At 70.2% G+C, this 18,551-nt stretch carries 21 protein-coding genes; 8 read left to right on the top strand and 13 right to left on the bottom strand.

Annotated elements, in window-relative coordinates:
• Position 1: 1 nt before the first annotated feature.
• From ACFYTQ_RS14065 to ACFYTQ_RS14025, 9 genes are read right to left on the bottom strand one after another with little or no spacing between them, the layout of a single operon-like run.
• On the bottom strand, positions 2-799 hold the full coding sequence (locus tag ACFYTQ_RS14065) for an enoyl-CoA hydratase/isomerase family protein (RefSeq protein ID WP_387360495.1): 798 nt from the start codon (positions 797-799) through the stop codon (positions 2-4).
• Entirely contained in the window at positions 799-1,560 is a 762-nt protein-coding gene (locus ACFYTQ_RS14060) for an SDR family NAD(P)-dependent oxidoreductase (RefSeq protein WP_387360494.1), read from the bottom strand. Before ACFYTQ_RS14060 ends, ACFYTQ_RS14065 begins: the two co-directional genes overlap by 1 nt.
• Positions 1,560-2,726 carry an acyl-CoA dehydrogenase family protein gene (locus ACFYTQ_RS14055; RefSeq protein ID WP_387360493.1) on the bottom strand — a complete coding sequence of 389 codons (1,167 nt, stop codon included), beginning with the start codon at positions 2,724-2,726 and terminating at the stop codon, positions 1,560-1,562. Before ACFYTQ_RS14055 ends, ACFYTQ_RS14060 begins: the two co-directional genes overlap by 1 nt.
• Positions 2,727-2,735: 9 nt before the next feature.
• Entirely contained in the window at positions 2,736-3,038 is a 303-nt protein-coding gene (locus tag ACFYTQ_RS14050) for a hypothetical protein (RefSeq protein ID WP_387360491.1), read from the bottom strand.
• Entirely contained in the window at positions 3,013-3,381 is a 369-nt protein-coding gene (locus ACFYTQ_RS14045; protein ID WP_387360489.1) for a hypothetical protein, read from the bottom strand. Before ACFYTQ_RS14045 ends, ACFYTQ_RS14050 begins: the two co-directional genes overlap by 26 nt.
• Complete coding sequence (locus ACFYTQ_RS14040; RefSeq protein WP_387360487.1) at positions 3,378-4,118, bottom strand: ABC transporter ATP-binding protein; 741 nt, start codon at positions 4,116-4,118, stop codon at positions 3,378-3,380. Before ACFYTQ_RS14040 ends, ACFYTQ_RS14045 begins: the two co-directional genes overlap by 4 nt.
• Positions 4,119-4,129: 11 nt before the next feature.
• Positions 4,130-4,843, bottom strand: coding sequence for an ABC transporter ATP-binding protein (locus tag ACFYTQ_RS14035; protein ID WP_387360485.1), 714 nt, complete (start codon positions 4,841-4,843; stop codon positions 4,130-4,132).
• Positions 4,821-6,944: an ABC transporter permease gene (locus ACFYTQ_RS14030; protein WP_387360483.1), complete on the bottom strand. Its 2,124-nt coding sequence runs from the start codon at positions 6,942-6,944 to the stop codon at positions 4,821-4,823. The genes ACFYTQ_RS14035 and ACFYTQ_RS14030 overlap by 23 nt, the downstream gene beginning before the upstream one ends.
• A gap of 16 nt (positions 6,945-6,960) precedes the next feature.
• Positions 6,961-8,340 carry an ABC transporter substrate-binding protein gene (locus ACFYTQ_RS14025; protein ID WP_387360481.1) on the bottom strand — a complete coding sequence of 460 codons (1,380 nt, stop codon included), beginning with the start codon at positions 8,338-8,340 and terminating at the stop codon, positions 6,961-6,963.
• Between the two features lie 201 nt (positions 8,341-8,541).
• Between ACFYTQ_RS14025 and ACFYTQ_RS14020 the strand changes: the two genes are divergently transcribed.
• From ACFYTQ_RS14020 to ACFYTQ_RS13990, 7 genes are read left to right on the top strand one after another with little or no spacing between them, the layout of a single operon-like run.
• Positions 8,542-9,075 carry a carboxymuconolactone decarboxylase family protein gene (locus ACFYTQ_RS14020; RefSeq protein WP_387360479.1) on the top strand — a complete coding sequence of 178 codons (534 nt, stop codon included), beginning with the start codon at positions 8,542-8,544 and terminating at the stop codon, positions 9,073-9,075.
• Positions 9,076-9,079: 4 nt separating this feature from the next.
• On the top strand, positions 9,080-10,348 hold the full coding sequence (locus tag ACFYTQ_RS14015) for an aromatic ring-hydroxylating dioxygenase subunit alpha (protein WP_387360477.1): 1,269 nt from the start codon (positions 9,080-9,082) through the stop codon (positions 10,346-10,348).
• Positions 10,332-10,685 (top strand): hypothetical protein, encoded by a 354-nt coding sequence (locus ACFYTQ_RS14010; protein WP_387360475.1) that lies wholly within the window; start codon positions 10,332-10,334, stop codon positions 10,683-10,685. Before ACFYTQ_RS14015 ends, ACFYTQ_RS14010 begins: the two co-directional genes overlap by 17 nt.
• A 2-nt stretch (positions 10,686-10,687) precedes the next feature.
• Positions 10,688-11,905, top strand: coding sequence for an amidohydrolase family protein (locus tag ACFYTQ_RS14005; RefSeq protein ID WP_387360473.1), 1,218 nt, complete (start codon positions 10,688-10,690; stop codon positions 11,903-11,905).
• Positions 11,892-12,308: a nuclear transport factor 2 family protein gene (locus ACFYTQ_RS14000; protein ID WP_387360471.1), complete on the top strand. Its 417-nt coding sequence runs from the start codon at positions 11,892-11,894 to the stop codon at positions 12,306-12,308. Before ACFYTQ_RS14005 ends, ACFYTQ_RS14000 begins: the two co-directional genes overlap by 14 nt.
• Positions 12,305-13,420, top strand: a complete 1,116-nt coding sequence (locus tag ACFYTQ_RS13995) for an acyl-CoA dehydrogenase family protein (protein WP_387360468.1) — start codon at positions 12,305-12,307, stop codon at positions 13,418-13,420. The genes ACFYTQ_RS14000 and ACFYTQ_RS13995 overlap by 4 nt, the downstream gene beginning before the upstream one ends.
• A 53-nt stretch (positions 13,421-13,473) precedes the next feature.
• Positions 13,474-14,211: an acyl-CoA dehydrogenase family protein gene (locus ACFYTQ_RS13990; protein ID WP_387361287.1), complete on the top strand. Its 738-nt coding sequence runs from the start codon at positions 13,474-13,476 to the stop codon at positions 14,209-14,211.
• Positions 14,212-14,213: 2 nt separating this feature from the next.
• On the opposite strand, the gene ACFYTQ_RS13985 is transcribed toward ACFYTQ_RS13990, so the two are convergent.
• From ACFYTQ_RS13985 to ACFYTQ_RS13970, 4 genes are read right to left on the bottom strand one after another with little or no spacing between them, the layout of a single operon-like run.
• Positions 14,214-14,720 carry a hypothetical protein gene (locus tag ACFYTQ_RS13985; protein WP_387360466.1) on the bottom strand — a complete coding sequence of 169 codons (507 nt, stop codon included), beginning with the start codon at positions 14,718-14,720 and terminating at the stop codon, positions 14,214-14,216.
• A gap of 28 nt (positions 14,721-14,748) precedes the next feature.
• The gene (locus ACFYTQ_RS13980; RefSeq protein WP_387360463.1) at positions 14,749-15,534 is read right to left on the bottom strand and encodes an enoyl-CoA hydratase; all 786 of its coding nucleotides are present in this window, start codon (positions 15,532-15,534) and stop codon (positions 14,749-14,751) included.
• An 8-nt stretch (positions 15,535-15,542) separates the two neighbouring features.
• On the bottom strand, positions 15,543-16,721 hold the full coding sequence (locus ACFYTQ_RS13975; protein WP_387360461.1) for an acyl-CoA dehydrogenase family protein: 1,179 nt from the start codon (positions 16,719-16,721) through the stop codon (positions 15,543-15,545).
• Positions 16,705-17,703, bottom strand: a complete 999-nt coding sequence (locus ACFYTQ_RS13970) for an acyl-CoA dehydrogenase family protein (RefSeq protein ID WP_387360459.1) — start codon at positions 17,701-17,703, stop codon at positions 16,705-16,707. Before ACFYTQ_RS13970 ends, ACFYTQ_RS13975 begins: the two co-directional genes overlap by 17 nt.
• A 175-nt stretch (positions 17,704-17,878) precedes the next feature.
• Between ACFYTQ_RS13970 and ACFYTQ_RS13965 the strand changes: the two genes are divergently transcribed.
• Positions 17,879-18,532, top strand: coding sequence for a TetR/AcrR family transcriptional regulator (locus ACFYTQ_RS13965; protein WP_387360457.1), 654 nt, complete (start codon positions 17,879-17,881; stop codon positions 18,530-18,532).
• Positions 18,533-18,551 lie beyond the last annotated feature (19 nt).

The following is an 18,551-nucleotide window of genomic DNA, read 5'->3' as shown; positions in this document are numbered from 1 at the left end:
GTCATGCTCCGTTCTGTAATCTCCAGCGCCCGGTGAACTCCGGTTCCCGGCGCTCGGCGAAGGCCGCGTACGCCTCGGGGGCGTCGGCCGTCGCGAAATTGAGTCCCTGCGCGCGGGCCTCGGCGGCCAGCGCGTCGCGGAAGGTGCCCTCCGCGCCCGCGTCGAGCATCGCCTTGGTCTGGGCGAGCGCCACCGGCGGCCCGGCGGCGAGCCGCCCGGCGACATCGGTGACGAACGCGTCGATCTCCTCGGCGGCCACCACCCACGTCACCAGTCCCAGGGCGCGCGCCTCGGCGGCGTCGATGGTCTCCCCGAGCAGCGTGAGCCGCTTGGCCTGCTGCACTCCGACCAGCCGGGGCAGCAGCCACGTGCCGCCCAGATCCGGGGACAGCCCACGCCGGGCGAAGATCTGACAGAACCGCGAATCCGGTGTCGCCGCGACGAGATCGCAGCCCAGCGCCAGATTCCAGCCCGCGCCCACCGCCACGCCCGTCACCTTGGCCACGGTCGGCACCGGCAGCTCCCGCAGGGCGAGCGCCACCTCGGTGAGCGCCCGCATCCGGTACACCGGATGCCGCCGATCGGGTTCGGACAGATCCGCGCCCGAGCAGAACGCCCCACCCGCGCCGGTGATCACCAGCGCCCGCACGCCGCGGTCCTCCGCGGTCGCGCGCAATGCCTCCGCGAGCGCGGTGAACAGGGCCGGGTTGATGGCATTGCGGCGATGCGGCCGGTTCAGGGTGAGGGTGCGCACCCCGTCGCGGTCCTCGCACCGCAGCACCGGCTCCTGCTCGGGCATCAGATCACCGTGCCGCCGTCCACCGGCAGCACCTGCCCGGTGACGAACGACGCGGCGTCGGAGGCCAGGAATACGAACGCGCCCGCGACCTCCTCCGGTTCGGCCCAGCGCCGCAACAGGATTCGATTGAGCATCTGCTCGGCGAAGCGCTCGTTCGTGCGAATGGTCTCGGTCATCGGCGTGGCCGCCAGCGGCGCGAGCGCGTTGACGAGAATTTGTCTGCGCGCCAACTCCTTCGCCAGCGATTTGGTGATGCCGATGATGGCGGCCTTGGCCGCCGAGTAGTTCACCTGACCCAGCGTGCCCACGATCCCCGCCGCCGACGTGACATTGATGATGCGGCCGGTGCCGTCGGTCGGCAGCGCCGCCAGGGCGGCCTGCGCGCAGTTGATGGTGCCCAGCGCGTGGATGTCGAACAGTCGCCGCACGGATTCGGCGGTGGTGTCGGCGAACATGGCGGGCGCGGTGACACCCGCGTTGTTGATCAGGATGTGCAGGGTCCCGTCGGCCAGCTCTGCGGCCGCCGCCACCGCCTCGTCCGCCGCGGCCCGATCGGTGACGTCGAACGCGAAACCCCGTGCGGTACCGCCGTTTCCGCGGATCTTCTCCGCCACCGCGGCGGCCGCGTCCCCGTTCAGATCGGTGACCAGCACCGCCGCGCCCGCGTCGGCGAGCGCGCCCGCCACGGCCGCGCCGATCCCGCCCGCGGCCCCGGTCACCAGCGCCGAACGGCCGGTGAGGTCGAACAGCGAGCGCGCCATCAGTAGCTCCTCGGCAGTCCGAGCACGTGCGAACCCAGATAGTTCAAGATCATCTCCTGGCTGATGGGGGCGATGCGCATGACGCGCGCCTCCCGGAAGTAGCGGGATACGTGGTACTCCTCGGCGTAACCCATGCCGCCGTGGGTCTGCAACGCCCGGTCCGCGGCGGTGAATCCGGCCTCCGCGCACAGGTACTTGGCCGTATTCGCCTCGCGCCCACAGGGTTTGCCGTGGTCGTAGAGCCAGGTCGCCTTGCGCAGCACCAGTTCGGCGGCGTCGAGGTGCGCCAGCGAGTCGGCGAGCGGGAATTGCAGGCCCTGGTTCATGCCGATGGGCCGGTCGAACACCACGCGGTCGGTGGCGTAGCGCACGGCCCGGTCCAGCGACACCCGGCCCAGGCCCAGCGCCTCGGCGGCGATGAGCATGCGCTCGGGGTTGAGCCCGTCGAGCAGGTACCGGAACCCGTGTCCCTCCTCGCCGACCCGGTCCTCCACCGGCACCCGCAGATCGTCGATGAACACCTCGTTGGAGGAGACCGCGTTGCGGCCCATCTTGGTGATCGGGCGGATGTCGATGTGGGCGCGGTCGATGTCGGTGAGGAACAGCGTCATGCCATCGGTCTTCTTGGCCACCTCGTCGTAGGGCGTGGTGCGGGTGAGCAGCAGGATCTTCTCCGACTCGAGCGCCTTGGAGATCCACACCTTGCGCCCGTTGATCACGTAGTGGTCGCCGTCGCGGCGGGCGAAGGTGGTGATGCGGGTGGTGTCCAGGCCCGCGCCCGGCTCGGTCACCCCGAAGCACACGTGCAGATCGCCGGTCGCCACCCGGGGCAGGGTGCGGCGCTTGAGTTCCTCGGAGCCGTGCACCACAACGGGATTCATCCCGAAGATCGACAGGTGGATCGCGGTGGCGGCGTTCATGCCGCCGCCCGAGCGCGACACCTCCTCGGCCAGCAGCGTGGCCTCGGTGATGCCGAGTCCGTGGCCGCCGTACTCCTCCGGGATCGTGATGCCCAGCCAGCCGCCCGAGGCGACGGCCCGATAGAACTCGGTGGGGAATTCGTGCGCCTGGTCCTTGGCCATCCAGTACCGGTCGTCGAAGCGGCGGCACAGTTCGGCCACCGACTTGCGGATCAGCTCCTGATCCTCGGTCAGTTCGAAGTTCATGGCGCCCCTTCAGTCGGAGGCGGGAAGCGCCTTGGCGGCCTTGATCGTCAGCGGTTCGTCACCCAGGCGCAGCTCCCCGCTGCCGGAGCGGGTGCACAGCAGTTCCACCGAGTCGGCGGAATCGACGTAGCGCTTGCCGATCAGCGTGACCGCCTCCTTGCCGTCGGCGGCGTCGGGGGCGGACGCCGCGGGCACCATCGGCGCGCCGCCACAGGTCAGCGCGACCGCGTCGGCCGGGGCGCGCACGACCACCACCTTGGTCCCGCACACCGTGCTGGCCAGCTGCTCACCGGGACGCAGGGATGCCGTCATTGTGAATCTCCTTCCCCGCCAGCCGATCACCGAGCTGGGCGAGATCGAGGGACTGCCGCGCCAACCAGAACCGCAGGAATCCGGTCAGCGAGTACCGCAGGAACAGCGCCGAACCCACCACGCTCGCGCTCACCCCGCCCAGGGCGAGGGTGATGGCGTCGCGCTGGCTCAGCGCGTTGGTGGTGCCGTGACACATCGCGTAGGCGGCGATCGCCAGCACGAGCCCGAGCGCCATGAGCGCGATCCCGAGCCGCAGCCACAGCCGCGCCCGGCCCGCCGCCGGATCGGGGATCTTCAGTTCGGCCAGTTCGCGGACGAAGCGGTCCGCGCGCGTATCGGTCATGGGGCACTTCCTAGGTAGTGGGCCGCGAGTTCGTCGCGGAGTCGGTCCGGATCCCCCTGCGCCGCGATCCGGCCGCGCACCAGCACGGCCGCCCGGTCGGCGATATCGAGTGCGGCGGCGGCGAACTGCTCGACGATCAGCACCGCCACCCCCCGGCGGGCGATCTCGGCGACCTCCTCGTAGAGCTGCCCCACCACCAAAGGCGCCAAGCCCATGGACAATTCGTCGAGCAGCAGCACCGCCGGATCGGTGGCCAGGCCGCGGGCGAGGGCGAGCATCTGCTGTTCGCCGCCGGACATGGTGCCCGCGATCTGCTCGGCCCGGCGCTTCAGGATCGGGAACCGCGCGAAGGCGATCTCCTCGATCTCGGCGCGGGGACGGCCGGTGCAGGTCATCATCCAGAGGTTGTCCCGCACAGTGAGATTCGGGAAGACCCCGCGCCCCTCCGGAATCAGGCACACCCCCGCGCGAGCCAGATCGCGCGGACCGGCCCCCGACATCACCCGCCCGCCCAGCAGCAGCTCGCCCGAGGCGATCGGGTGGATGCCCGCGGCGACCCGCAGCGCGGTGGTCTTGCCCGCGCCGTTGGGGCCGAGCAGGGCCAGCACCCGACCCGCCGCGACGGTGAGGTCCACGCCGTGCAGGACGGTGATGGCGTCGTAGGCCGCGCGCACCGCGCGCAGCTCCAGCAGGGTGGTCGTGGTGGATTCGGTTGTGACGGTGCGGGTTTCGGTCATGGCGCTGGTGTTCACGCGTCCCCCAGGTAGGCGGCGAGGACGACGGGGTCGTCGCGGATGACGGCGGGCGGGCCGGAGGCGATGATCCTGCCGAGGTCCAGGACGAAGACCTCGTCGCAGACGGTCATCACCAGGCCCATATCGTGTTCGACCAGCAGCACGGCGGTGCCGTCGTCGGCCAGCGAGCGCAGCAGCGTCCCGAACCGTTCGGTCTCGGTCGGGTCCTGTCCGGCCGCGGGTTCGTCGAGCAGGATCAGGCTGGGCCGCGCGGCCAGGGCGCGCCCCACCTCGACCAGGCGGCCGGTGCCGGTGGGCAGCGCGTCGGCGGAGGTGTCGGCGAGGTGGCCGAGCCCGAGCCGGTCGATGATCTCGGCGGCGACGCGCGCGGCGCGGCGGCGGTCGGGGCCGAGTTCGGCCGCGACGAGCAGGTTGTCGCGAACGCTCAAGCGCCCGAACAACTCCAGGCGCTGGAAGGTGCGGGCCAGCCCGTGCCGGGCCCGGCGCGCCGGACCCAGCCGGGTGACATCGCGGCCCTCGATCATCACCCGGCCGCGGGTCGGCCCGCGCAGGCCGCAGATCACGTCGAACAGCGTGCTCTTGCCCGCCCCGTTGGGTCCGATCAGCCCGGTGATCGCGCCGCGCTCGGCGCGCAGGCCCGCCCCGTCGAGCGCGCGGTTGCCGCCGAACACGACGGTGACGTCCTCAACGTGCAGTCGCGACGGCATGGTCGAGCACCTCCTCGTCCCCGGCCCGCCACTCCCGGCGCACCCCCCACCACTCGATCGGGACATCGGCCTCGACCGCGGGCGGCCGGACGCGCCGCGCGTGCCACAGCCGCGCGGCCACCAGCGCCACCACCAGGCCGCCGGTGAGGATCCACCCGTCGATCACCCCGCCCAGCCGCGCGCCCCACAGCGCCAGCGCCACCACCGCCAGGACCGGCGCGACGACCCGATCCCGCAGTGTCGCAAGCCAATCCGCGCGCAAGGTGCCGATCACCCCCGCGCGCAACATGCCGCCGCCGACCGCGACGCCGCCGAGCGCGGGCAGCACCTGCGCGAGATTCGCCAACGCGGGCCACAGCACCGGAATCGCGTTGAGCGGCCCGGCGAACACCGCCCCGGTGAACAGCCCCGCCCCCACCGCGCCGACCCCGGCGAGCACCACGATCAGGAAGATCGGCAACCCCGCCACGAACCCGAACTGTTCGGCGGTCACCGCCCGCTGCTGCATCCCGTACAGCGCCCCGCCCAACCCGGCCAGCGCCGCCGACAGGCCGAACACCAGCACCCGCGCGGTCAGCGGATCGCCGCCGAGGGTGGCGTAGGCGGCCTCGCTGTCGCGCACCGCGATCAGCCGCCGCCCGAATCGGCTGCGCCGCACCGCGACCACGGCCAGCACCGCCAGCGCCAGGCACACCGCCGCGAACACGGTCAGCTCCGCGGTGCTGTCGAGCCGCCACCCGAACAGCCGCGGCCCCACCAGCGACACCGAACCCTGGTCGAACAGCACCACTTTCACGCCGAACAGCTCGAACGACGGCAGATTGAAGATCCACCGGTCCAGCACCACCGCGAACGCCGCGGTCGCCAGCGCCATGTACACCCCCGACAGCCGCAGCGCCGGGATCGCGATCACCGCACCCACCACCCCGGCCACCGCCATCGCCACGGGCACCGCCCACCACTGTCCGTCGGGCCCGGCGTGCGCGCACACCGCCGCCCCGACCCCGGCGAAACTCAACTGGCACAACGAGATCTGGCCCGCGAACCCGGTCAGCGGCACGAACGACAGCGCGATCACCCCGAACGCGAACAGCGACCCGTAGGTGATCAGATCCGATTCGCTCAGCACGGTCGCCAGCACCACCCCGGACACCACGATCACGGCCGCGAAGGCGAGCGATCCGCCCCGGCTCGGCAACGGCACCGGGCTCAGCTTCCGGTCCCGCCCGCGCAGCCGCCCGTGCGGGAACACCAGCAACGCCAGGAACAGCAGCAGCGCGGGCGCGGCCAGCCGCAGACCGGGCAGATAGTCGTTGTGCGGCAGGTATCCGGTGAGATAGCTCTCCAGGCAGCCGACCACGACCGCGCCCAGGAACGTCATGGGCAGACTGCGCAACCGGCCGAAGATCGCGGCGGTGTAGGCGCTCACGATGAGCAGCGACAGCTGCGCCGCGTCCAGGGTCACCATGGGCGCGATGAGGATGCCGCCGATCGCGGCCAGTTCGGTGCCGAGGATCCACGCGACCCGGGTGGCCCGGCGCGGATCGGCCCCGGTCAGCCCGACCAGCGCGCGATCGTCCACGGTCGCCCGCATCTCCGCGCCGATCCTGGTGCGGTACAACAGGATTCGCAGCGCCACCGCGACCGCCACGGCGACGGCCATGGTGAGCACCTGATGCCAGGTGATGCCGACCGGCCCGAGCCGCAGGGCGGGACTCGCCGCGAAGAACTTCGGCAGCGAGCGCGACACGTTCGGATCCCACACCCACCGCGCCAGCACGATCAACCCGCTCAGCAGGGCGATGGTCATGACGAGCTTCTCGGCGTCGCCCAGGCCCTGGGTGGGCGCCAGCGCCCGCCCGACCGCGAGCCCGAACAGCGGCGCGAACCCGCCGAGCACGACGACCAGCGCCACCGGAACCGGCCAGCCCCAGCCGATCACGCACTGCCAGTACACGAACGCCGACACCATGCCGGTCGCGCCGTGGGCGAAGTTGAACACGCCGGTGGTGGTGTAGGTGAGCACCAGTCCGCTGCCGATGATCGCGTAGATCGCCGCGGTGCTGAGCCCGACGATCCCGAAGGCGAGGAACTGTTCCATCGGTGCGGCCGTCCCGTCACTTCAGATCGGCGAGCGACTTGCCGACATCGGCCAGCGTCGTCGCCTTGGGGAAGTCACCGGCCGGGCGGTAGAGCGGGATGTCGCACCGGAACACGCCGGTGTCGGGCTTGAAGTCCGCGGCCTTCCAGCCGTCGGGCGTGGCCCGCTGGACGTTGAAGCAACGCACCTGTTCCGCGGGCGGCTTGGTGAGATCCTGCGGCGCGGTCAGGCCGCCGCCGGTCCACGCGGACTCCTTGGCCGCGGTGTTGTAGACGCACGCCCGGGTGAGGTCGGACCCGCAACTGGACGCGGATTTGGCGAACAGCAGCCAGGATTGGAACGCCCGCAGCGCCGGATAGGTGATCGCCGCGCCCGGCGCGTACTTGGCGTACAGGTCGCGCAGCTGCTTGACCGCGGGCACCTTGTCGGCCGCGTCCAGGGGCGCGATCTCGCTCAGGTCGGCGATATTGTTCTGCGCCGCAAGGGAATTCTTCGCCGCCTCGATGAACGAGGGGTTGTAGGCGTTGGAGTTGGCGTCGATCCAGTCCGGCTTGTAGTCCATCGAGGTGAGCACGTCCTCGAGCTTGGCCAGCTGCCGGAAGTCGCCGAGGAAGATCAGCCCGCGCACCCCCTTGGCCTTGATGGCCTGGGCGTAGGGCGTCCAATCCGACACGCCCGCCGCCGGATACAGGTCGTTGTAGACGATGGTGGCGCCCTGGGCGGTGAGCGAGGCGGCCATCTTCTCGGCCGTCGGCTTCACCGCGGGCGAGTCGCCGACGATGAATCCGATCGCGGCCGCCGAGGCCGGGTACGCCTCCTTGGTCAGCCACTGCTCCGACCCGGTGTACTGGTTGTACGGTCCCGCGCCCGAGGACCCCGCGGCGAGTTGGAGATCGGAGCCGCCGTTGGTGGCCTGCACGACCTGACCCGGGAACTCGGGCAGCAGGCACGACAGCCGGTCCTTCACGCCCAGCCCGTCGAGCGCCGCGCCGCCGCCGACCAGGAAGAAGTCCTGTTTGCAGGATTCCAGCATCCGCTGGCGGTACTCCATGAGCTTGGTGTCGCGGATGTTGGCGACCAGCTTGCGGCCGTTGATCCCGCCCGCGGCGTTGCACCACTCGGTGAACACCTTGGCCGTGTCGACGAATTCGGGGTTCTTGGTGAAACCGACGTCGCTGAAGACGCCGATCTGGATCTCGGAGTCCGAAACGCCCTGCGCGGTCGCGCCTTTCGCGCTGCCCTTCTTGCACACGTCGGTCAGGTCGCCGAAGGTGCCCGACACCGCGGCCGAGCCCGCGGACTGCTCGCCCCCGCCCCCGGTCTCGGCGCCGCGGCTACAGCCGGACGCCAGCAGCGCGAGCGCCACGAGGGCAATGAGTACTCGACGCGGTCTCACCGTGTTTCCTCCTCTGCGGGTCCCACGCCGGACCCTTGGGTGGAAAATTACATTCTCCCAAACAGAGAATCAACCTTCGCTCCGGTACGGGACCGGACGGCCCGGCCACCCGAGCGAACCCGAGTCCCGTTGACAGCATGACAGCTGCGTGGAAATCTAGTGAGCAGTTTTGGAGAATGTAATTCTCACAGAGGAGGTCCGATGCGGTTGCCACCGCTACCGGCGGACGAATGGGACGACCGCAGCCGCGCCGCGCTGCGGGCGCTGCTCCCCCGCGACCGGCGCAATCCGGAGGGCGCGGGCCCGGCGATGGCCACGCTGGTCCGGCATCCGGATCTCACCGAGGCGTTCCTGGGGTTCGGGGTGTACGTGCTGTTCCGGTCGAGCCTGCCGCCGCGGGTGCGCGAGCTCGTGGTGCTGCGCGTGGCCCATCGCACCCGGTGCGCCTACGAATGGGACAGCCACGTCGAGATGGCCGCCGAATCGGGGATCTCCGCCGGGGACATCGAGACCGTGCGGCGCGGCGCCGCGGCCGACCCGTTCGACCACGCCGTGCTCACCGCGGTCGACGAACTGGCCGAGCACAGCACCCTGACCGACGCGACGTGGAGCGCGCTGGCCGCGCATCTCGACGAGCGGCAGCTGATGGATCTCGTCTTCACCGTCGGCGGCTACAGCGTGCTGGCCATGGCGTTCAACACCTTCGGCGTACAGCCCGCCGGACACGAAAGGTAAATCGTTGCCACACTTCACCAAACCGGCCGCGGGGAGCTGGACCCGGAACTACCCCGAGCTGGGCACCGAACCGGTGGACTACACCGACTCCATCGACCCCGAGTTCTACGAGGCCGAGCGCGCGGCCGTCTTCCGTCGCAGCTGGCTCAATGTCGGCCGGGTGAACAAGCTTCCGCGCACGGGCAGCTACTTCACCAAGGAGCTGGCCTGCGTGGGCACCTCGCTGATCATCGTCAAGGACGGCGAGGGCGTGGTGCGCGCGTTCCACAACATCTGCCGCCACCGCGGCAACAAGCTGGTGTGGGACGACTACCCCAACGAGGAGACCTCGGGAGTGTGCCGCCAGTTCACCTGCAAGTACCACGCCTGGCGCTACGACCTGACCGGCAAGCTCACCTTCGTCCAGCAGGAGAAGGAGTTCTTCGACCTGGACAAGGACGATTTCGGGCTCAAGCCGGTGCGCTGCGAGGTGTGGGAGGGGTTCGTCTTCGTCAACCTCGACCCCGACGCCAAACCGCTCACCGAGTACCTCGGCCCGATGGCCAAGGGGCTCGAGGGCTACCCGTTCGACCGGATGACCGAGGTGTTCAGCTACAAGGCCGAGATCGGCAGCAACTGGAAGCTGTTCATCGACGCGTTCGCCGAGTTCTACCACGCGCCCGTGCTGCACCAGAAGCAGGCGGTCAAGGACGAGGCGGCCAAACTCTACGACGTCGGATTCGAGGCGCTGCACTACGAGATCGCGGCCCCGCACTCGATGGTGTCCTCGTGGGGCGGTATGGCCCCGCCGAAGGATCCGAACATGGTCAAGCCGATCGAGCGCGCGCTGCGCAGCGGGTTGTTCGGCCCGTGGGACCGGCCCGACATCGAGGGTCTGGACCCGCTGCCGCCGGGCATCAACCCCGCGCGCCATCGGGCCTGGGGCGTGGACGAATTCGAGTTCTTCCCGAACTTCTCGCTGTTGTTCTGGGCGCCGGGCTGGTACCTCACCTACCACTACTGGCCGACCGCGGTGGACCGGCACATCTTCGAGGCGAGCCTGTACTTCGTCCCGGCCGCCAACGCCCGCCAGCGGCTCGCCCAGGAGCTCGCGGCGGTGACCTTCAAGGAGTACGCGCTCCAGGACGCGAACACCCTCGAGGCCACCCAGACGATGATCGCCACCCGCGAGATCACCGACTTCCCGCTCAACGACCAGGAGATCCTGCTCCGTCACCTGCACAAGACCGTGCAGCGCATCATCGAGGAGTACCGCGATGGCAACACCCACTGATCAGCACACGGCCACCCCGCTCCCGGCCGAATTCGCCGATCTGGCACCGTTTTCCGATTGGATCCTGCCCACCGAGCCCGAGCGCTACGCCAAACGCCTGGCCTCCACGATGGCCGAGATGCAGGACCTCTACGACACCGTGTTCCCGCGGCTGGACGCGGCGCTGGCCTATATCGAGCGCTTCGACTGGCACGATCTGCCCGACGAGGCGCGGGCGCTGTTCCACCTGTTGCAGTCGCTGGTGATGGTGTCGTTCCCGGTGGAGGTGTGGAAGCAGCCGCGGGTGCCGGATTCCGGTGCGGCGTATCTGGATCTGATCGACGAGCCGGTGGTCTGATCATGACCACGGTGACCCTGCGGGCGGCCGGCTTGCTCGACGTCGACGCGGGCGAGATCGTCCGGCCCGGCATCCTACGCGTGGACGGCGAGCGGATCGCGGGAGTGGGCGGCGACACCGACGGGGAGGTGATCGATCTCGGCGACACCGTGCTGCTGCCGGGCCTGATGGATATGGAGGTCAACCTCCTCATGGGCGGACGCGGCGAGACCGGGCTGGCCTCGAGCGTCACCGACGATCCGGCGCTGCGGATGCTGCGAGCGGTGGGCAACGCCCGCCGCACGCTGCGCGCCGGGTTCACCACCGTGCGCAATCTGGGCCTGTTCGTCAAGACCGGCGGCTATCTGCTGGATGTGGCCCTGCGCAAGGCGATCGACGCGGGCTGGATCGACGGCCCGCGGGTGGTGTGCGCGGGCCACGCCATCACCCCGACGGGCGGGCACCTGGATCCGACCATGTTCTCCGCGTTCGCCCCCGACGTGCTGAAGCTGACCCTCGAGGAGGGCATCGCCAACGGCGTGGACGAGGTGCGCAAGGCGGTGCGCTACCAGATCAAGCACGGCGCGCAGCTGATCAAGGTGTGCGTCTCCGGCGGCGTCATGTCGCTCACCGGAGCGCCTGGCGCGCAACACTATTCGGACGACGAGCTGCGCGCCATCGTGGACGAGGCGCATCGGCGCGGGCTCAAGGTGGCCGCGCACACCCACGGCGCGGACGCGGTGCGGCACGCGGTGGACTGCGGGATCGACTGCATCGAACACGGTTTCCTCATGGACGACGACGCCATCGATCGACTCGTGCGGCACGGCACCTGGCTGGTGCCCACCACCCGGCTCGCAGACGCCATGGACGTGAGCAAGGCCGATCCCGCGTTGCGGGCCAAGGCCGCCGAGATGTTCCCCAAGGCCCGCACCTCGGTGCTCGCCGCCTACAAGGCCGGGGTCAAGATCGCGGTCGGCACCGACGCGCCCGCGATTCCGCACGGCCGCAACGCCGATGAGCTCGTCGCCCTGGTCGAGCGCGGCATCCCGGCCGCGGACGTGCTGCGCGCGGCCACGATCGCCGGGGCGGAGCTGATCGGTGTGGAGGACCGCGGGCGCCTCGCCGAGGGACAGCTGGCCGATGTCATCGCCGTCCCGGGTGACCCGATCGCGGACATCACCGTCACCCGGGACGTGCGCTTCGTGATGAAAGGCGGGAAGGTGTATGTCCACCGTTGACGACCTGCTCGAGATCCAGCAACTGCTGGCCCGCTACGCGGTCGGGATGACCCGCGACGATATCGACGCCGTGGTCGCGGTGTTCACCCCCGACGGCAGCTACAGCGCGTTCGGCGACGTCTATCCACTCGACCGGTTCCCGGAGCTGGTGGCCGCCGCGCCGAAGGGCCTGTTCCTCACGGGCACACCGGTTCTCGACATCGACGGCGACTCCGCCACCGGCACGCAGACGCTGTGCTTCGTCGAGCACAGCACCCACGACATGCGCATCGGGTACTACACCGACACCCTGGTCCGCACCGCCGAGGGCTGGCGGCTGCGCACCCGCGCGATGACCTTCATCCGCCGCAACGGCGACCACGACTCGGGCATCCCGCACGCCTTCGAGCGTTCGAAGGCATGACCGCGCAACAGGTTTCGCCCGCCGCGCCGGTCGCCGAGTTCCGCGCGGCGCTGCGGACGTGGCTCGACGAGCACGACCTCACGCCCGGACCGGACCACAGCCTGGACGGGCAGGTCGCGCAGCTGGCCCGGGTGCGGCGCGCGCTGCACGAGGCCGGGTGGATGCGTTACGGGTGGCCTCCCGAGGTCGGCGGGCTGGGCGGTCCGGCGGTGCTGCGCGCGGTGCTCGGCGAGGAGGTCGCCGCCCGCGATCTCGCCGAGCCGGGGATCTACTCCATGGTCGAGGTGCTCGCGCCGACCATGATCTCCTACGCGCCTCCCGGGCTGGCGGCGGAGATGGTACCGCGACTGTTGTCCGGGAAAGAGCAATGGTGCCAAGGGTTTTCGGAGCCGGGTTCGGGCAGCGATCTGGCCTCGCTCACCACCAAGGCGCGGCCCGACGGCGACCGCTGGATCGTCACCGGTCAGAAGGTGTGGACCAGCCTCGCCCAGTACGCGGCCCGCTGCGTGCTGCTCACCCGCACCGGGCCCGGCCACGACGGCATCACCGCCTTCTTCGTGGACATGGACTCCCCCGGCGTCACCGTGCGCCCGCTGCGCACCATGCACGGCGTCGACGAGTTCGCCGAGGTCTACCTCGACGAGGTGGCGGTGCCCGCGGACCGCATGCTCGGGCGGCCCGGCGACGGCTGGCGGGTGGCGATGGATCTGCTGCCGCACGAACGCTCCACCTGCTTCTGGCATCGCATCACCTACCTGTTCACCCGACTGGATCGCCTGCTGGCGCAGACGGATTCGACCGACGACGCGGCCCTGGGCGCGGCCTACCTGGCGCTGCACACCGCCCGCTGCCGCTCCCGCGAGACCCAGCAACGCCTGGCCGAGGGCGCCCGGCTGGGCCCGGAGACCTCGGTGGACAAGGTGCTGCTCGCCACCGCCGAACAGCGATTGTTCGACACCGCGCGCGAATCGCTGCCCGGCGCCGTGGAATTCGGCGAGGAGCCGTGGCGCACCGAATACCTGTACTCCCGCGCGGCCACCATCTACGGCGGCACCGCCGAGATCCAGCGCAACATCATCGCCCGGCACGTGCTCGGCCTGGGAAAGGAGTGAGCGTGCTCGACGCGGAGGACCTGCGGCTGCTCACCGACTCACTGCGCGGAACCATGACCACCGCGCGCGGGCCCGACCTCGCCACCGCCCTCGCCGACCTCGGCTGGGCCGAGCTGCTCACCGACCACGCCGACATCGCGATACCACTGGTGTTCCGGCTCCTCGGACAGACCGGAGCCCACGCCCCGCTGCTCGGCGACGTCATCGCGGCGGAGTCGGGAAAACCTCTGGGCGACAGCGTGATTCTGCCCTACGCCGGGGGCCGCTGGGTGTGCTGGGAACGCACCGGGGGGCCGGGTGAAACCCTGGACGAGGAACTGCCGCTGCGTCTGGTCACAGCCGCCACCGATCTCCCCCTCACCGCCGGACGCCGGGCGCTGGGGTGGTGGCTGCTCGGCACCGGGGAGGCGATGCTCGGGCTCGCGCGGCGACATGCCTTGGAGCGCAGCCAGTTCGGGCGTCCCATCGCCTCCTTCCAGGCGGTCCGGCACCGGCTGGCCGAGACGCGGGTCGCCCTCGACGGGGCGGAGGCCGCGTTGCGGATCTCCGATGACGATCTCGGCGCGCTGCTGGGCAAGGCCGCCGCGGGCACCGCCGCGCTCACCGCCGCCCGGCACTGCCAGCAGGTCCTCGGCGGCATCGGGTTCACCGCCGAACACGATCTGCACCGGTTCGTGCGCCGCGCACTGGTGCTCGACGGATTGCTCGGCAGCGCAACCGAACTCACGCGCGAGGCCGGAGCGCGCATCCGAGCTCTCGGACACGCACCCCGGCTGGCGCAGCTGGGCTGAGCTCAGCAGGCGGGTGAGGCGCCGCCCTGCAACGACAGCAGCGCGCAGAACGTCGCCGCAGCCACCTTCCACGCCGAGCCGTCCTTGACGGCCTGGCCGGTCTGGTCGGGCAGCACCGGATTGCCGCCCATGAGCAGGGTGTAGGTGACGTTGGCGTGCGTGGCGTCCACGAGCTTGACCGCCGAGACGGTGGCCGTGGTGCCCTGGGCCTGCGGGTTGGCCGCCGCGCCCTGCAACACCGCCGCGAAGTCCTGGCCCTTCTCCACCGACGCGACGCGCTGATCCACCGGCGTCGAGGCGTTGAAGAAGGTCACGAAGGCGTCGGTGATCGCCTTGGTGGTCGCGGCGTCGGCCTGGCCCGCCGCGCTGGTGGCGGCGGCCGAGGCGGCGGCCGACGAACTCGCCGTGGCGCTGTTGTCCTTGTCGTCGGAGCAGCCGGTCAGGGTCGCGGTCACGAGGGCCGCGGCGCCGAGCGCGGCGACGACGGTGCGAGGGAACGAGATTCGCATGGAGATCCTCATCTTCGAGAAACGATCATCACTGGATATTCGACTTCATGTCCTCCAACTGCGTGAGGATCGGGAATCCGTTGACGCTCAACGCGTTTCCGTGCCCGGTCTGATGAATGTCGAATACCGATTGGATCGCCGCATAGAAACCTTGGACGTCCAGCGTCTGATTGACCGCCCGCTTGGCCTGGCGCAGGCCGAACGCGGGCTTGGCCGCGATCCGCGCCGCCAGCTCGCGCGTGCGCTCGTCGAGTTCGGCGCGCGGCACCACCTGGTTCACCATGCCGGTCTGTTCCGCCTCGCGGGCGGTGACCGGGCGGCCGGTGAACAGGATCTCCTTCGCCTTGCGCGCCCCCAATTCCCAAGTGTGCCCGTGATATTCGACCCCGCCGATGCCCATCAGCACCACCGGATCGGAGAACAGCGCGTCCTCGGACGCGACGATGAGATCGCACGGCCAGCACAGCAGCAGCGCCCCCGCGATGCAGCGGCCCTGCACCGCCGCGATCGACGGTTTGGGCACATTCCGCCAGCGCAGCGAATACTCCAGGTAGCGGCGGGATTCGATCTCGACGATGCGGTCGAGGGTGATCTTGGCGGGGTCCGGCCAGGAGCGGTCCTTGAGGTCGTGCCCGGCCGAGAAGTGCTTGCCCTCCGCGCGCAGCACGATCACCGCGACCTCGGGATCGTTCGCCGCGCTGGTCCACGCGGCGTCGAGTTCGTCGAGCAGTTCACCGTTCTGGGCGTTGGCGGCCTCGGGACGGTTCAGGCTGATGGTCGCGATCTTGTCGGCGACCTCGTAGCGGATGTACACGATGGACCTCAGCTCCGGGGAAGGCCGAGCACCCGCTCGGCGATGATGTTGCGTTGGATCTCCGACGTGCCGCCCGCGATGGTGCCCGCGAAACTGCGCGCGTAGCGCTCGAACCAGCTGCCGACGGAGTTGTCGTGGTTGAGCGGATGCAGCGGCCCGGTGAACGCCGGATCGATCAGCCCGTCCGCGCCCGCCGCGTCGAGCGCGTGTTCGGCCGCGCTCTGCACCGCCTCCGAGCCGAGCAGCTTCAGCACCGACAGCGCGGCCACATCCTGCTCGCCGCGCGCCGCACGGGCCAGGGCCGCCGAGCCGAGCAGTCGCAGGGCGGTGTTGTCCATGACCAGGGTCGCGTAGTGGTCGCGGTCGAACACCGTGCGCGGCTCGAAATCGTCGATGAGACACCGCATTCGGTCGGCGAAGCTCAGCCACAGCATCGTGCGTTCGTGGCCGAGCGAACCGTTGGCCACCTTCCAGCCCTCGTTGAGCGGGCCCACCAGATTCTCGGCGGGGACGCGGACGTTCTCGAAGAACACCTCGTTGAAGTCGACGTCGCGGGTGCCGCAGATCGAGGGGAACGGGCGCCGCGTCAAACCCGGTGTGTCCGTGGGGATCAGCAGCACGCTGATGCCCTTGTGCTTCGGCGCCTCCGGATCGGTGCGCACGAAGGTGAGCAGCACGTCGGCGTGATGCGCGCCGGAGGTCCACACCTTCTGCCCGTTCACCACGAAGTCGTCCCCGTCGCGCGTCGCGCGGGTGCGCAGCCCGGCCAGATCCGACCCCGCGCCCGGCTCGCTCATACCCAGCGAGGCGGTGATCTCCGCGCGCAAAATCCGCACGGCCCAGTTCTTCTTCTGCTCGGCGGTGCCGAACGACAGCAGCGACGCGGCGACGATGCCCAGCCCCTGCGGATTGAAGCTGTGGTAGATCCGCCGCCGCGACAGCTCCTCGAGATGCACGTACTGCTGGAGGATGCTCGCGTCGCGCCCGCCGAACTCCGGCGGATTGCCCGGCAGCAGCCAGCCGTGCTCGAACTGGGTGCGCTGCCAGTCCCGCGCCCAGCCCGGCACCTCCGAACTGGAGACGGGCCGTTCGGCCAGCGCGCTGGCCTCGTCGGGCATGTGCTCGGTGAGGAATTCGACGAATTCGGCGCGGAAGCGCTCGACCTCGGCGTCAAAAGTCAGTCGCACGGTACTCCTCGGCGATCAGGGCTCGGTGTTCGGCCGCGCCGCCGAGCAGCAGCTCGCCGGATTTGGCCCGCTTGAGCGCGAATTGGAGGTCGTTCTCCCACGTGTAGGCCATCGCGCCGAACAGCTGCATGCCGTGCCGGAACACCAGCGATTGGCATTCGCCCGCACCGGCTTTCGCCATCGACGCCGCCACCCGCCGGCGCGGATCGTCCGCGGCGATGGTCAGCGCCGCGAAATACGCCAGGGCGCGGGCCCGTTCGATCGCGACGTGCATATCGGCGGCCTTGTGCTTGACCGCCTGGAACGAGCCGATCGGCACCCCGAACTGTTCGCGGGTGCGCACGTGCTCGAGCACCAGCTCCAGCACCCGCGCGCACGCCCCGACCATGGTGAGCGCCATTCCCGTGAGCGCGATGTGGCGGGCCCGCTCGGGGTCGGCGTCCACCCGGTCCTCGTTGCGCACCCGCACGCCGGGGAAGCTGACCTCGGCCAGGTGCAGCACCGGGTCGAAGACCTCCTCGCGGCGCACGATCGCGTCGGCGGAGTGCACCACGAACACCCCCGCGACGGTGGTGACCGCGAACCAGTCGGCGCGGTCGCCGTCGAGGACGTGGCGGGCGGTGCCGGTGAGAATCCAGCCGGTGCCGTCGTGATGGGCGGTCACGCCGTCCGTCACGGCCGCGCCCGGCGCGCCGGTGATCCCGGATCTCGTTGCCAGCGGGGCGAATTGGCTCATGGTCGCCAGGAACGGGGTGGGATCGCTGGCCCGGCCGAGTTCCTCGAGCACGATGGCCAGTTCCACCATGTCGGCCGGATCGGTCAGATCGGTCCAGCCCTGCTCGACGTAGGTGCGCCACAGCTCGTCGGTCGGCGCGCCCGCGTCGACCACCTGCCGGATCAACCGCGCCGGGGCGTGTCTGGCGACCACGTCGCGGACGGTCTTCTGCCACAACCGTTGGTCGGAGTCGAACTCCAAAAGCATTCCGGCACGCCTCCTCGCAAGCTCCGCATCGCAACGGTTCGAGAATAGCATTCTCACTTTTGGAAAGTAACCCTCCCGCCTCGTCCGCGACCGGGCCGTCCGACCACCGCGAACACCCCGTTCTCCGGTACAGTGCATGCATGTTCTCCCCATTTCCCAGGGAACCGAGACGCTCGTGACCAGTCCGAGCGAGGAGCCCGCCTGGAAGCAACGCGCCGTCGAACGCTCGCTGCGCGCGGCGAAGGTCCGCGCGGAGGAACGCGTCCAGCGCTTCCTCGACGCCGCACAGGCCATCATCACCGAGAAGGGCACCACCGATTTCACGGTGCAGGAGGTCGTCGACCGCTCCCGGCAGTCGCTGCGCAGCTTCTACCTGCAATTCGACGGTAAGCACGAGTTGCTGCTGGCCCTGTTCGAGGACGCCCTGAGCCGCACGGCCGAACAGCTGCGCGCGGCCACCGACGGTCAGCACGATCCACTGGACAAGTTGCAGGTGGCCGTCGAGCTGCTGTTCGAGCTGTGCCGCCCCGACCCGTCCGCGCAGCGCCCGCTGTTCACCGATTTCGCACCGCAACTGCTGCTCTCGCACCCCAGCCAGGTGAAGGTCGCCCACGCGCCCCTGCTCGCGCTGTTCACCGAGCTGATGGAGGAGGCCGCCGCGGCCGGGCAACTGCCCTCGGACGCGAACGCCCGCCGGCTCGCGGCGATGGTCATGCAGACGGTCATGTTCACCGCGCAGTCCTCCGGGTCGATCGACGAGGAGACCCAGCACCCGATCACGGCGGCCGAGGTCTGGAACTTCTGCGCGCACGGGTTCACGCGGGCTTGAGAATATAGTTCTCTTTCGG

The sequence above is a fragment of the Nocardia sp. NPDC004068 genome, assembly GCF_042874315.1.
In the GTDB taxonomy this organism is placed as follows: domain Bacteria; phylum Actinomycetota; class Actinomycetes; order Mycobacteriales; family Mycobacteriaceae; genus Nocardia.
The sequence above is the reverse complement of the archived record's forward strand: the minus strand, read 5'-3'. Positions and strand labels throughout refer to the sequence as shown.

Excerpts from the sequence above, each read along its gene's own strand:
- ACFYTQ_RS14065 (WP_387360495.1), bottom strand. The coding sequence starts at position 799 with ATGCCCGAGCAGGAGCCGGTGCTGCGGTGCGAGGACCGCGACGGGGTG.
- ACFYTQ_RS14060 (WP_387360494.1), bottom strand. The coding sequence starts at position 1,560 with ATGGCGCGCTCGCTGTTCGACCTCACCGGCCGTTCGGCGCTGGTGACC.
- ACFYTQ_RS14055 (WP_387360493.1), bottom strand. The coding sequence starts at position 2,726 with ATGAACTTCGAACTGACCGAGGATCAGGAGCTGATCCGCAAGTCGGTG.
- ACFYTQ_RS14050 (WP_387360491.1), bottom strand. The coding sequence starts at position 3,038 with ATGACGGCATCCCTGCGTCCCGGTGAGCAGCTGGCCAGCACGGTGTGC.
- ACFYTQ_RS14045 (WP_387360489.1), bottom strand. The coding sequence starts at position 3,381 with ATGACCGATACGCGCGCGGACCGCTTCGTCCGCGAACTGGCCGAACTG.
- ACFYTQ_RS14040 (WP_387360487.1), bottom strand. The coding sequence starts at position 4,118 with ATGACCGAAACCCGCACCGTCACAACCGAATCCACCACGACCACCCTG.
- ACFYTQ_RS14035 (WP_387360485.1), bottom strand. The coding sequence starts at position 4,843 with ATGCCGTCGCGACTGCACGTTGAGGACGTCACCGTCGTGTTCGGCGGC.
- ACFYTQ_RS14030 (WP_387360483.1), bottom strand. The coding sequence starts at position 6,944 with ATGGAACAGTTCCTCGCCTTCGGGATCGTCGGGCTCAGCACCGCGGCG.
- ACFYTQ_RS14020 (WP_387360479.1), top strand. The coding sequence starts at position 8,542 with ATGCGGTTGCCACCGCTACCGGCGGACGAATGGGACGACCGCAGCCGC.
- ACFYTQ_RS14010 (WP_387360475.1), top strand. The coding sequence starts at position 10,332 with ATGGCAACACCCACTGATCAGCACACGGCCACCCCGCTCCCGGCCGAA.
- ACFYTQ_RS14005 (WP_387360473.1), top strand. The coding sequence starts at position 10,688 with ATGACCACGGTGACCCTGCGGGCGGCCGGCTTGCTCGACGTCGACGCG.
- ACFYTQ_RS14000 (WP_387360471.1), top strand. The coding sequence starts at position 11,892 with ATGTCCACCGTTGACGACCTGCTCGAGATCCAGCAACTGCTGGCCCGC.
- ACFYTQ_RS13995 (WP_387360468.1), top strand. The coding sequence starts at position 12,305 with ATGACCGCGCAACAGGTTTCGCCCGCCGCGCCGGTCGCCGAGTTCCGC.
- ACFYTQ_RS13990 (WP_387361287.1), top strand. The coding sequence starts at position 13,474 with ATGACCACCGCGCGCGGGCCCGACCTCGCCACCGCCCTCGCCGACCTC.
- ACFYTQ_RS13985 (WP_387360466.1), bottom strand. The coding sequence starts at position 14,720 with ATGCGAATCTCGTTCCCTCGCACCGTCGTCGCCGCGCTCGGCGCCGCG.
- ACFYTQ_RS13970 (WP_387360459.1), bottom strand. The coding sequence starts at position 17,703 with ATGCTTTTGGAGTTCGACTCCGACCAACGGTTGTGGCAGAAGACCGTC.